We start from the raw sequence: 13,268 nt of genomic DNA, 5'->3' as shown, positions 1-13,268 counted from the left end.
GAAAACTACCCCCAAATCCGTAAAATCTCTTGCTTGAAATCAACTGCTGCTTGTTGCGGATCGTCAGCGGCAGTGATGCCTCGTCCTGTGATAAAGGTATACACATCAATGCCAGCAAACAGAGCCAACGTCTCGACGCTCAATCCTCCCGTGACGGACACTCGAAACCCCATATCGATCAATTTACGGACTTTCGTTAAATCTTTTTCTCCCCATGTTTCACCAGCTAACAATGCGTCACGACTTTGATGATAGATGGCTTGTGAGATGCCGGCATCTAGCCACTGCTGTGCTTGCTGGTAGGTCCAGTCACCATATAATTCTACTTGGATCTCAGCAATTTCTTTTGCCGCTGCCTTCATTGTTGGGATCGTTGCTGCACAAATCACGGTCATATAATCCGCGCCAGCTTGCTGGCAGTTTTTGGCGACCGTCCCACCGGCATCGGCACATTTTGTGTCTGCTACGATCAACTTCTCCGGATACATTGCTCGGAAACAGCGTAATACCTGTTCTCCTTCTTGCAACAATAAAATAGTCCCTGCTTCAATAATATCAACCACATCGCCGACTTTTTTGATATCTGCCAGTGCACTAGCTAAATCGGAGTGATCGCAAGCAATCTGTAGTTTTGGTCTGCTCATGAAATTCCCCTCTCTTTTGTTTGACCAACCTTTTTGTTTTGCCACATCCTGTTACGCTGACTACTCCTTTGAAAGACCCGCTTCTCTGACCCGCTCAATGATTTCTTTTGGAGACATCACATTTCTGACCCCGATTACTGTTACGCCCTTTTCTTTTGCTTTATCGAACATATTGACAAAGTTCATTGGCGTAAAGACCACATCGTAATTCTTGGCGGTGCTTTTGCCTTCAGAAATCGCGCAGTGGTGGATAGAGGTGATTGTGATCCCTTCAGACTTCAAAGCTTTTTCAACACTCCGCATCATCATCAAACTTGTTCCTGATCCATTTGCACAAGATACTAATACTCTCATCGTTTTTTCCTCCTAAGAATTCATTATTTTTGTTTTTCTACATACGCATCGTAATCATCTACGATCAAGAAATATCCTTCTGGATCTCTGCGGTACTGCAATTGCGGAATCACTAATAAGATCACCACCACAAGAACCACACCAATGATGCCTAAGAATTTCATCAATACTGTAAAGAATGGCCAGACGGTCGCCCAGTCGAACATACCAAGATAGCCGCCATATTGGGACAATCCTACCCAAGTAGCGATCAAGGCCGAACCACCGATCTGAATGATGCCTGATAAGAATGGGAAAAGACAAGCCGCCTTGATACCTCCACGGTTGTTGGCAAAAACGGCAATCGCTGCATTATCAAAGAACAGTGGGATAAACCCGGCAATCACGATCGTTGGTGACCGGAACAAAATCAGTAAAGCAATCATTAAAAATTGTCCTAATGCACCGAATAAAAAGCCCACCGTCACAGCATTTGGTGAACCAAAGGCAAAGGTTGCCGCGATATCGATCCCCGGAACAGCACCTGGTAAAATCGTATTTGAGATTCCTTGAAATGACTCGGTCAATTCGGAAACGAAGGTGCGCACACCTAATTGAAGAATTGCTAAGTAGACGGCAAACATCAGTGATGTTTGTAAAATATAAAATAAGAAACTTTGTCCTTCTGCCATAAATCCTGCTGTTATTAAATAATCTTGTCCAAGTGTCACTAAAATGATACCGAAGAAAAAGAGCATCAGGATCGAAGTCGATACCATATTTTCATTGAAGACCGATAAAAAACCCGGTAGTTCGACATCTTCTAATTTCCGATTGGATTTGTTCTTTTTGAACCGTTCCGCAAGTCTCGCAAAGAAATAAACACCAAACATCTGTTGATGGGCAATCGCAAAACCAGCACCTTCCGTCAAATCTTGACAGATGCCCACGGTCAAATTGGAACCAACCGCCCAATAGCAGCCTAAGATCAAGCCCATGACAAGTAAGACTTCGATCCGACCCAAGTCTGGAAAACAAAATAGCAGTAACCAAAAGGCCGTTGCGGCTTGCTGTACTTGCACATTTCCAGTAGTAAAGACGGCCCGCAGCTTCGTATATTTTTTAAAGCGAACGAGTAAGATATTAAAAACAAAGGCAATCAATAATAAGAGCATCGTGTCACCAAAGGTGCGTCCGAATCGTTCTTCAATGCCGGCGGTGATCGCATTTTGACCAAAATACGGGTCAGTGACCATCGCATCTAATTCAAAACGCTCCTTAAGCCCCACCAAGATCGGACGGAAATTATTGACCAATCCACCAGAGCCAATCGTCAAAATCAAGTAACCAACGGTGGCTTTTAAGAAACCTGCGACACATTCAACAAACGGCCGTTTCAATAGTAAGTAACCGATCAGTACAATAAAACCGATCAAAAAAGCTGGCTGCATCAAAATATTCTGAGCAAAGTAATCCCAGCATCTCAATAAGAAATCTCCTACCACTTCCATCTAATCCCTGCTTTCTTTTTGGTCATATTTCTCCATCACCATTTCAAAATCTGCCATCGTTTTTACACCTAATAGATCTTCTACCAGCCCCTCTTCCATCAACATCTCTGATAAACCAGCGATATTGTTCATATGTGCTTCAGCGTTTTTGGCAGCGAGCATAAAGAACAACTGCGCCTCCTTGTCCGGATTATCTTCCTGAAACGAGACGGGCGCTGGAAAAATCGTCAGCCCGATCCCTGTTCCTAAGACGCCTTTGCTTTCTGCTGAAGAATGGGGCATGGCTACTTTGGGAATGATCACAATATAAGGACCGTATTGATGGACATCCCGAATGACATCTTCAATGTACTGATCCGTAATCAACGCCTTTTGCTTTAATCCTTCGCCACTCGCCCAGATAGCAGCTTCCCAGTCTTCGGGCTGTTCATGGTTGATTGCAACCAACTCATTTTCATAAAAATAACGCAGCATTACGTTTGCTCCTTTCAAATTTGGCTTTTGCAGCATCCCCCCTTCTTTTATAAGAAAGAAGGGAATGGCGTATCATTGTCGACCGAAAAAACATCTTTGAAGCCACGATAGAAATTAAATTCAAGATCATCTTTATTCGTTGGGTAGGTGAATTTGCCGCCAACTTGCCAAATATACGGTTTAAACTCATAGTTCAAACGATCTTTTTTAAACTTCCAAATCTCGGTGATCTCTTTTGGATCAGCCATAAAATTGGACCAGATATCATAATGTACGGGAATCACCACTTTGGCATTGAGGGATTCGGCCATCCGCAACATATCGACTGATGTAACTTTGTCGGTGATGCCCCGCGGGTTTTCGCCATATGCACCTAAGCAAACATCGATCTTGTACTGATTCCCATGTTTAGCAAATACATTCGAATAATGAGAATCTCCTGCATGATAAATCGCCCCACCGGAAGTCTCAAACAAGTAATTGACTGCGATACGATCCATGTCCTGTGGCATTTTTCCTTTCAAGCTGGTATCCGGATCTTCACAAGTAATCAGAGCGGTTCGATCGAATGCTTCTAAAGCGACGATTTTCACCTGCCCAATAGTCACTTCATCCCCCGGTTTGACCACGATGGTTTTTTCTTCTGGTATTCCCCATTTCAACCAAGTTGCAACGACTTCATGGGGACCGACGAATTTTGCTTCTGGACAATTTTGATGGACTGCGGCTGCGGTATTGATGTCTAAATGATCGGAATGGATGTGGGTCACCACTAACGCATCCACTCCTTTGATTGCAAATGGATCGATCACAAAGGGCTGAGTCCGTAGGTTAGGCTGCATTTCTTGTACACCACTCATTCGCATCATTTGATGGCCTTTTTTCATTTGCCCATTCCCATGACTGCGCTTGCCAGTGCCACACCAAAGGTCGCATAAAATATTGGTTCCTTCCGCACTCTTCAGCCAAATACCCGTACAGCCTAGCCACCACATGGAAACTGTGCCTTCTTTCACAAGCTCATTTTCAATCTCTTCGTTCAAATAGGTCCCCCATTCTGGAAACGTATTTAAAAGCCAACTCTCTTTCGAAACATCATTTACATGTGCCATTCTTATTCCTCCCTTGCTTATTTACACTTTGATTCTAACATATAGAAAAACGCTTTCAATCTAGTTTTATGTTAATTTAGCTTATTATATGTTAATTAACCCATAAATAAATGTGATTATTTAATATATATGGTAATGTATAGGGGATATGTTAAAATGAGTTCGAAAGAAGAAACAACAAACACATCGTTGCTTCTCAACAAGTGGTGTGGGATCATCACTTGAACTTGCGAGAATGAGGCGAGAAGGTTTTTGCTATGCAAAGGCAATCGCAATCTGGATAAACGATGAAAGACAAGAATAGAATAAAGCGCATGTAAGGAGGAAGTATCGTGAAACGTTCCAATGAAGAAGTGAGGCAAAGGAGAAAACAATTGATCGATCTGATAAAAACATCTGGTTTTTCTGATGTGAAGACCCTCAGTCATCAGTTGGGAGTATCAGAGATGACGATCCGCAGAGACTGTACCGTACTGAGTGAGATGGGTCAGATCAAACAAACCCACGGAAAAATCGAATACTGTGAAGCTTATGAAGATGAAGCGCATCCCACCGACTCGATCGAGTACATCAAAGATCGACTAGCCAAAGAAGCGGCTCGCCAAGTAAAAGATGGCGATACCCTTTTCGTCAATACGAGTACTAGCGCCGCTCAAACGTTGCGCCATCTCACAGACAAACGAATCAGTTTGTTGACGAACAATACAAGTGTGATCCAAATGGAACACCATCCAAAATCAACGATCGTTTTAAGTGGCGGCGAAATACGCTATCCTAAAGCGGCCTTGTCAGGGGATATCGCCGTGGAGTCGTTTTCTCATGTTCGTTCTGATGTTACGATCATTGGTTGTAGTGGGTTAGATTTACAGACCGGCATTTCCACTTCAGTGATCCACGAAGCCAAAGTCAATGCGAAAATCATCGAAAATTCTGGCAAGTTGATCGTTATCGCGGATTATCGAAAAATCGGTAAGCAATCCAATTTTACGATTGGCGCAATTGCGGCTATCGATCTGCTGATCACCGACCATTATTCTGATCCCAAAGTCATCGACTTGATTGAGCAACAAGGTGTTCAAGTCATCCAAGTTCCCGTCTAACCATCTTTGTCGCTAAAAAAAGCCCGACAGTTGATCTGAAAAGCCACGCCTTGCTGCCTCTTCCAACAGAAACAGCAAAGCGTGCCCTTCGATCAACCGTCGTGGCTTTTTTCGTTAAACAATCGTACGCTTCAAACGTGCTTTATGGGATGTGCCTCGTGTGAATTAGAGCCGCAGCAACCAAATCAACGCAACAGCACCCACGGTTTGGACGGCTCCAACGGAAAGACCATAGAATAAAAAGCGCGGTCCTTCTTTTAAAAACTTGCGGAAATCCAGGCGCAAACCGATGGCTGCCAACGCCGTTGTTTCAAACCACGTACTGATAAAATGAGCACCCTCATTCAACCAGCTAGGCAGCGGCAAGAAGCTGTTCAAGATACAGATGGTCAAGAAGCCCAACACATACCAAGGGATTGGCAGCCGTAGCTTACCTTTGCCTTTGGTTTTGGTGGGGGTCTTTGTCGTCATTCGTTCAAAAACAATGACGACGACTGCCAACATGATGATGCGCGCGATTTTAAAGAGCATCGCGTATTTGACGGTGTCGGCATCAATCAAACTAGCCCCCGCCACGACTTGCCCGACGGATTGCAGTGTGCCGCCAAGTAAGGCGCTTTTTTGCAATAGATCATCGCCGTATAAGGCCAAGCCTAAAAACGGCAGCGTCAGCATCATCACCGTTCCTAAAAGATTGACCAAGGTGATGATCTGCCCTTTTTCTTCATCATCGGCATCAATGGCTGGTGCGATCGCCGCAATCGCAGAGGACCCACAGACAGCATTGCCGCCTGCCATCATCAGGCTCATCTTTTGATTAAAGCCCATTTTTTTCCCTATCAAATAAGCAGCGGTAATGACCAAGCTCATCATCAGCAAAATAAAGAGAAAGCCCCGAAGACCCATTTCACTGATAGTCTGGAAAGTGACGGTAAAGCCCAGCAAAACCACCGAATATTCTAGGAGACGACTTTCCGCAACCTTCGTCCCGACTTGATAGCGTTCTTGCTTGAACAGTGTATTTCCTAAAATGATTCCTAATAAAATAGCAAGGGTTGCTCCCCCTAATTTTGGCACAGCCAAAGCCATGATTCGGGCGATGACGGCTACCGAAAAGGACAGGAACAAACCGGGAAGTATCAAAGCTGTTTGTCGTTGCTTCATTGCTTTCATCCTTTCATATAACATCCATTATACACAGATTGACCGATCAGTAGGATTTATTGGTATAATAGTTATGATTGAATTTTCTAATGGAAGGGATTGCAATGTTAAAATTATTGGAGACTTTTAAGATGGTCTATGAAACGAAAAATTTTTCGAAAGCTGCCGAATTGCTATTTATTTCGCAGCCCACGGTTTCTGCTCAAATCAAGCAGTTGGAACAAGACCTGGATACACCGCTCTTTTTACGCAATGGTCGCAAAAACGTGATCGCCACACCCCAAGCAGAGTACCTTTACGAAAAGGCACTGAATTTATTGGATGAGTGGTCGACGATCACCAGCGAGATCCATACCAACACGCAGCACCAAAGCCACTGTGCCCTAGGCATCTCTCATACCTATGCGATGGCCTTGATGCCTAACTTGATGATTGCTTTATACAACGCCTTTCCCACGGTACGTTTTCGGGTATCGATGATGAACTCCGCTGAAGTCTTAACAGCGCTTGAACAACATCAACTGGATTTAGGGATCATTGAAAAACCCTTATCCGCACCGAGTATTTTGCGTTTTCCGATTTTGAAAGATCAGCTCGTCTTAGCTGGCGATCCCCAAACCGGTCCTTGGCTCGTCCGAGAAGCGAGTTCTGGTGTCTACTATTACACTAAGCGCTATCTGGAGGAACAGAACATTCAAGGACCGATCATCGAGATCGCCAGCAATGAATTGATTGTCGCTTTGCTGAAACAAGGCTTCGGCTGTTCGATCCTTTCCAAGCGAGCCTCCCACGGCATTGGCTATCAACTGCTGGATAAAAACTTTGAGCGCCAATTTTACTTAATCCAGCGCAAAGTAGTCACAGAACCAGCCATCGAGGGATTGCGGACCTTCATTCAGGAGTGGTCGCAAAACGATCCCTCACAGGTGGCAAGCGTATAATAACAAACTGATTTTTTGGGGGAACCACCGCCTCGTGGGATTTCTTAACCTTTTCTTACGATTACGCTTCCTCGCTGCTGATCTGGTCCGATTGATTGTTTCTTAAGAAATTTGTGCTAAAATGAGGAGTACTGGCTATGGGCTCTAACGTTCCCCTTTTTGAGGGAAACTTAGACCGCCCTTTGACTACTTATGCAGTTCGTGAAGCAAACCAGTAAGAAAGGATCTTGAAATGAACGAACAAATCAAGAACAAATTAGCGCTGCTTCCTGATCAACCTGGTTGTTATTTAATGAAAGATAAAAATAACAAAATCATCTATGTTGGGAAAGCCAAAATTTTAAAAAATCGTGTCCGTTCGTATTTTACCGGCAGCCACGATACGAAAACCGAACGGCTCGTTCAAGAAATCAATGATTTTGAGTACGTCGTTACCGAATCAAATACGGAAGCTTTATTGCTGGAAATCAATTTGATTCAAAAAAACAAACCAAAATACAATATCATGTTAAAGGACGACAAGTCGTATCCTTTTATTAAAGTGACCAAAGAGCGCTATCCGCGTTTGATCATCACTCGTAAAGTTTTAAAAGACGGGGCTTTATACTTCGGCCCTTATCCTGATGCACGAGCAGCCAATGAAACCAAACGGGTGCTAGATCGCCTCTTTCCTTTACGAAAATGCGGTCCTTCTCAAAAGCGGCCTTGTCTTTATTATCATTTGGGTCAATGCGTCTGTCCTTATGTCAATAATGTAGACCCCAAGGATTATCAAAAGATCGTGGATCAAGTCAAACACTTTTTCCACGGCGGTCACGTCGATATTTTGAAAGATCTGAAAGAGAAGATGGGCGAAGCCATTGAAACATTAGAGTTTGAGCGAGCGGCTGAGCTGCGGGATCAGATCCAAGCGATCGATACCGTCATGACGCGACAAAAAATGACCTTGACCGACCTGATGGACCGTGATGTCTTTGGCTACAGTGTCGACAAAGGCTGGATGTGTGTCCAAGTATTCTTTATCCGTCAAGGAAAGCTGATCGAACGAGAAGTCTCTTTGTTTCCTTTCTACAATGAAGCGGATGAAGATTTCTTGACCTTCGTCGGCCAGTTTTACCAAAAGAATGAACACTTCATTCCCAAAGAAGTCTTTGTTCCGCAAAATGTCGATGCTGCCCCATTAGAAGCGCTGTTGGAAACCAAAGTCCTGCAGCCCCAACGAGGCGACAAAAAGAAATTGGTCGATTTGGCCAATAAAAATGCCCGCATTGCCTTGGCCCAAAAATTTGCGTTGATCGAGCGTACTGAAGAACGGACGATCGGTGCTGTGGATCGTCTAGGCGATGCCATGGGGATCCCGACACCTTATCGGATTGAAGCCTTCGATAACTCCCACATCATGGGAACCGATCCGGTTTCTGCAATGGTGGTTTTTGTCGACGGGAAGCCGTTTAAAGATGATTATCGGAAATATAAGATTCGTACCGCACAAGGCGGCGATGATTATGGCTCTATGCAAGAAGTCATCTACCGCCGATACTCTCGTGTCCTAAAAGAAAACCTGCCTTTTCCTGATCTGATCATCATCGATGGTGGGAAAGCCCAAGTCGGTGCCGCCCAAGAAGTGCTGCATAACCAGCTAGGTTTAGATATTCCCGTTGCCGGATTAGTGAAGAACAACAAACACAAAACCAGCGAGTTGATTTTCGGAGAATTTTTAGATCCGATCCAGCTGGAACGCAATTCTGTCGAATTCTTTTTGCTGCAACGGATCCAAGATGAGGTCCATCGTTTTGCGATCACCTTCCATCGCCAACTGCGCAGTAAAAACAGCTTTTCTTCCAAGCTAGATGAAATTCCTGGCTTAGGACCAAAACGCAAGCAACAGCTCATGAAAACCTTCAAGTCGTTAAAAAACATCCAAGCAGCTTCCGTGGAAGAGATCCAGCAAGCTGGTATTCCCAAAGCCGTTGCGGAAACTATCTTAGCCAAACTAGGCGATCAAAACCAACCCACTTCTTAAGTCAAAACAAAAACGCTCCATAGCCAACAGTAGCTATGAAGCGTTTTTTCGTTGAAGAACCATTTTGTAAGCCGTTACTTTTTGCGGTGCTGTAACAGATCAGGCTTCATGTCTAACATGGAATAGCCACGAACATCATACCGATTGCGGCTGCAGGAATAGTCCACTGGACGTCCCGATTCTAAATAGATGATCTGTTCTAATTCCAATACTGGATCATCTGCTTGGCACGCTAAATAGGTTTGATCGTATTCATCACTTTTGGCAGCCTGAAAAGTCCGATAAGCACCAGCAAATTTGTAGCCTAAATCTTGCAACAGATAGTCATAGACGGATTCTTCCAAGATCTCTTTCGTCAAACCGCTGACCAGATCCAACGGCATATAGGAATGCTCGAGTATGTATGGATTGCCTTCTAAGATCCGCAAACGGATCACATGGTAGATTGGTTGTTCGGCAGTGATCTGAAGCATCTCTTGAATTCTTGTTGTAGGAAAACAGACTTCAAAGGTGATGACTTGGCTAGTCAACGTCCGTTTTTCTTGTTTCATCTGATAGCTCAGGCCTTTGTATTCTGTCACCGATGAGGTATCTTTGCCCCAAAAGGAATGATTCAAAACTTTGGTCCCTAAGCCGCGCTTTGTCAGCAGCAAGCCTTCCATAATCAGGATATTCACCGCATTTTTAATCGTCATTCGGCTGACGCCAAACTCTTCCACTAACTCTGTTTGATAAGGTAAAAGACTGTCTTTCGGATAAGTTCCGTCCTTGATTCTTTTACGCAGAACATCTGCGATCTCCATATATTTGGGCATTTTGCCACCTCCAAAACGTGTGTTGTATTGATTGAAAAACGAGAAAAGAACCGGCCAAACGAAAAGAGTGTCATCACACCACTGCACCTTCCAATGAAGCAGTGTGATAAGGGGTATTGCACTCTGATCGCGGCCGGATAAGGTCTATTACGTTTGGCGCTTGTTTCTAATCGACTCGATCAGACATTACGCATTTTTTAAACGGCGTGTTTCTTGAATTTGCGCCATTTTCACGAACGGCAAGTAAATAACGATCGACAAGATCAAGTTAACAGCTGCCAAGATTCCGCCAGCAATACTTTGTGTCGACAAAATACCGCCGATGATTGGTGGCGTCGTCCATGGTGCGATGACGGTACTTGCAGGAACTAAGCCAGTTGCAGTTGCAAAATAAGCAGTCGTGACTAAAACAAGTGGTGTCAACACATATGGGATGAACAAGATTGGGTTCAAGACAACGGGTAACCCAAACATCACTGGTTCATTGATCATGAACACACCTGGTGCAACGGATAGTTTTGCGACAGTCATATACGCTTTATGATGACGAGCAACTAAAAAGATCGCAATCAGAAGACCTAGTGTCGCGCCTGTTCCGCCGATGTTCACGAAAGAATCAAAGAATGGTTTGTTGACGATATAAGGCAAATCTGTTCCTGCTTCTAATGCTCGTGCGTTTGCTTCGATCGCTGGCACATTGATCGTTTGCATGAACGGGTCGATGATGTTGGCACCATGCAAACCAAAGAACCATAAGAATGCAGAGATAAAACCTAATAGCAAAGCAGCTGGGTAAGAGTTTGCCAAGCCCATGAATGGTTGTTGCACCAATTCATAGAAGGACAATACGATACTTGTCACACCAAATGCTTGGAAAATTGCTGTAAACAAAGCAAAGATCGATACGGTGATCATTGCTGGGAATAACGCAGCAAATGAACGTGAGACTGCTGGTGGTACGCCATCAGGCATGTTGATGACTAAGCGTGGGTTGCCAGCTAGACGACGGAAGATCTCAGTAGAAATGATCGATACGATTAATGCTAAAAATAATCCTTGAGAACCAAGTCCGGCAGCTGTTAACAAACCATCTGGGCCTGTCGCCATTGCACCTAATGCGAAGAAACTTGCAACTGAGATCGCCCCAGCACCTAATGCGTCTTGATTGTAGCTTTTAGCTAAATTATACGCGACTGTGAAAGCGATTAACAGACCAAGTATTGAAAAAGTACCTGCTGACAAGTTGTTCCCAAAGGCTTGCCATGTCCCTTCACCAAAAATGCCATTCATAAAATCAATATAGGCAGGAATTGGTAAGTTGTTGATCAATACCCCAAAAGAGCCTAAGATCATCAACGGCATCGTTACGATAAATCCGTCACGAATGGCCACTAGATGTCTTTGAGAGCCTATTTTAGAAGCGATCGGAATAAAGTGCTTCTCCATAAATCCAATAAATTTATCCATTGTTTTTTCTCCTTTCAAACCCTAAACAAAATAATGAAACCGATTTCTACTAAAGAATACCACGAGAACGTTTCCATGTCTAGTCTTTTCTTTATCAAAACTGCGCTTTTGTTTAACCCAGCTTATCATTTGCAAAAACAGGTGGTTTTTTAATAGAGAATTCCCTTCGGAACAAGACAGAAAAATCCGCGATTTTACACAAAAAAAGCAATGCTGGCCCCTACAGCATTGCTTTTTTCATTGTTATTAAAAGCCGTTATTATCTGAAACTTCTTTAAACCAACGACCTGATTTTTTCACTGTTCGTTTAGCATCATTTGCTAAGTCAACGGAGATAAATCCGTAACGGTTCTTGTAAGCATTGGTCCATGACCAGTTGTCCATGCAGGTCCACATATGGTAGCCAACACAATTGGTTCCTTCTTGGATCGCTTGGTGGACATACTTCAAGTGGTCAGAGACAAACTCGATGCGGTAATCATCTTCGATCACGCCATTAGCATTGACGAAACGTTCTTCTCCTTCGACACCCATGCCATTTTCAGAAATGTAGCACTTGATATTGCCATAGTTTTCTCGCGTGTTTGTCAAAATATCATAGATCCCTTTTTCATAGATTTCCCATCCACGATACGGGTTCATTTTCTTGTTCGGCATATCATAGTTATCAAAGTAATCATCTGGCATTGGACTTTTCGCTTGATCGATCGGTGATTCTTTCTTCATGATACGACGAGGTTGGTAATAATTGATCCCCAACAAGTCGATCGTATTTTCGCGAATTGTTTGTAAATCATCAGCTTCCATCGCTGGTACCATATCTAATTCCTTGACGATGGTCACTAATTCTTCTGGGAACGTGCCTTTGACCGCAGGGTCTAAGAAAGAGCGATTAAAGAAGGCATCTGCGATTTGCGCTGCTTTGACATCCTCTGGATCGTTCTCATCTCTTGGATAGCTTGGCGTCAAGTTCAAGATGATGCCGATCTCCCCACCAAGGTTCATCTCATGGTAGACTTTGATGGCTTTAGCACTCGCCAACGTTTCGTGGAACCCAACTTGGACTGCATGTTTCATGTTGATCTCATTCGGATAATGGAATTGGTAAAGATAGCCGCCTTCAACAGGGACGATCGGTTCATTATGAGTGAACCATTTCTTGACACGATCACCAAATAACGTAAAGCAGGTTTGCGCAAACGCGACATAGGCATCCACGGTCTCTCGGTTCAACCAGCCGCCTTTTTCTTGCAGCGCCATTGGCATATCGAAGTGGTATAAATTCATGAAAGGTTCGATCCCGTTGGCGATCAACTCATCAATGTAGGCATTGTAAAAATCAACGGCTTTTTGATTGACTTCTCCTTTGCCCTGCGGGAAAAGACGACTCCATTGGATCGACGTCCGAAACGTCGTATGGCCGGTTTCTTTCATGAGTTGAATATCTTCTTGATAGCGTGTGTAGACTTGCGAGGTTTTTTCAGGACCTACCCTATTGAAAAATTTCTCTGGTTCTTGCTGATACCAGTAATCCCAGATGCTTGCCCCTTTGCCATCACCTTCAAATACACCTTCTGTTTGTGGGCCACTAGCGGCTGACCCCCACCAAAAGCCTGCTGGAAATTGATAATCCATCTTCATTCACTCCTCATTTTTTCTTTGCTGCCCTAATCATAAAGGAAGC

General features: G+C 43.9%; 12 protein-coding genes. 3 read left to right on the top strand and 9 right to left on the bottom strand.

Translation table 11 applies throughout. The features are described 5' to 3' along the window. Nucleotides 1-5: 5 nt before the first annotated feature. The 5 genes from IGJ01_RS00855 to ulaG are packed head-to-tail and all read right to left on the bottom strand — an operon-like array spanning nt 6 to nt 4,074. A complete protein-coding gene (locus IGJ01_RS00855; RefSeq protein ID WP_034872090.1) occupies nt 6-644 on the bottom strand; it encodes a 3-keto-L-gulonate-6-phosphate decarboxylase UlaD in 639 nt (212 codons plus the stop codon). Nucleotides 645-704: 60 nt separating this feature from the next. Further along, nucleotides 705-998 carry a PTS sugar transporter subunit IIB gene (locus IGJ01_RS00850; protein WP_008376531.1) on the bottom strand — a complete coding sequence of 98 codons (294 nt, stop codon included), beginning with the start codon at nt 996-998 and terminating at the stop codon, nt 705-707. A gap of 23 nt (nt 999-1,021) precedes the next feature. Further along, nucleotides 1,022-2,488: a PTS ascorbate transporter subunit IIC gene (locus tag IGJ01_RS00845; protein ID WP_016611581.1), complete on the bottom strand. Its 1,467-nt coding sequence runs from the start codon at nt 2,486-2,488 to the stop codon at nt 1,022-1,024. Further along, nucleotides 2,489-2,962 (bottom strand): PTS sugar transporter subunit IIA, encoded by a 474-nt coding sequence (locus IGJ01_RS00840; RefSeq protein ID WP_005232715.1) that lies wholly within the window; start codon nt 2,960-2,962, stop codon nt 2,489-2,491. A 47-nt stretch (nt 2,963-3,009) separates the two neighbouring features. Beyond that, the gene (gene ulaG, locus IGJ01_RS00835) at nt 3,010-4,074 is read right to left on the bottom strand and encodes an L-ascorbate 6-phosphate lactonase (protein ID WP_005232716.1); all 1,065 of its coding nucleotides are present in this window, start codon (nt 4,072-4,074) and stop codon (nt 3,010-3,012) included. Nucleotides 4,075-4,406: 332 nt separating this feature from the next. Between ulaG and IGJ01_RS00830 the strand changes: the two genes are divergently transcribed. Next, nucleotides 4,407-5,174: a DeoR/GlpR family DNA-binding transcription regulator gene (locus IGJ01_RS00830; RefSeq protein ID WP_005232717.1), complete on the top strand. Its 768-nt coding sequence runs from the start codon at nt 4,407-4,409 to the stop codon at nt 5,172-5,174. 165 nt (nt 5,175-5,339) lie between these two features. Here the strand turns inward: IGJ01_RS00830 and IGJ01_RS00825 are convergent, their stop codons facing one another. Next, nucleotides 5,340-6,362 (bottom strand): YeiH family protein, encoded by a 1,023-nt coding sequence (locus IGJ01_RS00825; protein WP_016619553.1) that lies wholly within the window; start codon nt 6,360-6,362, stop codon nt 5,340-5,342. Nucleotides 6,363-6,427: 65 nt separating this feature from the next. Here IGJ01_RS00825 and IGJ01_RS00820 point away from each other — a divergent pair, with 65 nt between their 5' ends. Next, nucleotides 6,428-7,279, top strand: a complete 852-nt coding sequence (locus tag IGJ01_RS00820) for a LysR family transcriptional regulator (protein WP_016611586.1) — start codon at nt 6,428-6,430, stop codon at nt 7,277-7,279. A gap of 232 nt (nt 7,280-7,511) precedes the next feature. Next, nucleotides 7,512-9,302, top strand: coding sequence for an excinuclease ABC subunit UvrC (gene uvrC / locus IGJ01_RS00815; RefSeq protein ID WP_005232721.1), 1,791 nt, complete (start codon nt 7,512-7,514; stop codon nt 9,300-9,302). A gap of 74 nt (nt 9,303-9,376) precedes the next feature. On the opposite strand, the gene IGJ01_RS00810 is transcribed toward uvrC, so the two are convergent. The 3 genes from IGJ01_RS00810 to IGJ01_RS00800 form a co-directional block, all read right to left on the bottom strand. Next, nucleotides 9,377-10,117 carry a GntR family transcriptional regulator gene (locus IGJ01_RS00810; RefSeq protein ID WP_008376546.1) on the bottom strand — a complete coding sequence of 247 codons (741 nt, stop codon included), beginning with the start codon at nt 10,115-10,117 and terminating at the stop codon, nt 9,377-9,379. A 186-nt stretch (nt 10,118-10,303) separates the two neighbouring features. After that, entirely contained in the window at nt 10,304-11,584 is a 1,281-nt protein-coding gene (locus IGJ01_RS00805; RefSeq protein WP_005232725.1) for a PTS sugar transporter subunit IIC, read from the bottom strand. Nucleotides 11,585-11,830: 246 nt separating this feature from the next. Further along, nucleotides 11,831-13,219, bottom strand: a complete 1,389-nt coding sequence (locus IGJ01_RS00800) for a glycoside hydrolase family 1 protein (protein ID WP_008376549.1) — start codon at nt 13,217-13,219, stop codon at nt 11,831-11,833. Nucleotides 13,220-13,268 lie beyond the last annotated feature (49 nt).

Origin of the sequence: Enterococcus sp. AZ089 (assembly GCF_050547225.1) — a bacterium.
GTDB classification, from domain to species: domain Bacteria; phylum Bacillota; class Bacilli; order Lactobacillales; family Enterococcaceae; genus Enterococcus_D; species Enterococcus_D entomosocium.
Note: the sequence above shows the minus strand (reverse complement) of the source record. Positions and strands in the feature narration are given on the sequence as shown.

Coding starts and splice junctions, on each gene's coding strand:
- IGJ01_RS00855 (WP_034872090.1), bottom strand. CDS start 644: ATGAGCAGACCAAAACTACAGATTGCTTGCGATCACTCCGATTTAGCT.
- IGJ01_RS00850 (WP_008376531.1), bottom strand. CDS start 998: ATGAGAGTATTAGTATCTTGTGCAAATGGATCAGGAACAAGTTTGATG.
- IGJ01_RS00845 (WP_016611581.1), bottom strand. CDS start 2,488: ATGGAAGTGGTAGGAGATTTCTTATTGAGATGCTGGGATTACTTTGCT.
- IGJ01_RS00840 (WP_005232715.1), bottom strand. CDS start 2,962: ATGCTGCGTTATTTTTATGAAAATGAGTTGGTTGCAATCAACCATGAA.
- ulaG (WP_005232716.1), bottom strand. CDS start 4,074: ATGGCACATGTAAATGATGTTTCGAAAGAGAGTTGGCTTTTAAATACG.
- IGJ01_RS00825 (WP_016619553.1), bottom strand. CDS start 6,362: ATGTTATATGAAAGGATGAAAGCAATGAAGCAACGACAAACAGCTTTG.
- IGJ01_RS00820 (WP_016611586.1), top strand. CDS start 6,428: ATGGAAGGGATTGCAATGTTAAAATTATTGGAGACTTTTAAGATGGTC.
- uvrC (WP_005232721.1), top strand. CDS start 7,512: ATGAACGAACAAATCAAGAACAAATTAGCGCTGCTTCCTGATCAACCT.
- IGJ01_RS00810 (WP_008376546.1), bottom strand. CDS start 10,117: ATGCCCAAATATATGGAGATCGCAGATGTTCTGCGTAAAAGAATCAAG.
- IGJ01_RS00805 (WP_005232725.1), bottom strand. CDS start 11,584: ATGGATAAATTTATTGGATTTATGGAGAAGCACTTTATTCCGATCGCT.
- IGJ01_RS00800 (WP_008376549.1), bottom strand. CDS start 13,219: ATGGATTATCAATTTCCAGCAGGCTTTTGGTGGGGGTCAGCCGCTAGT.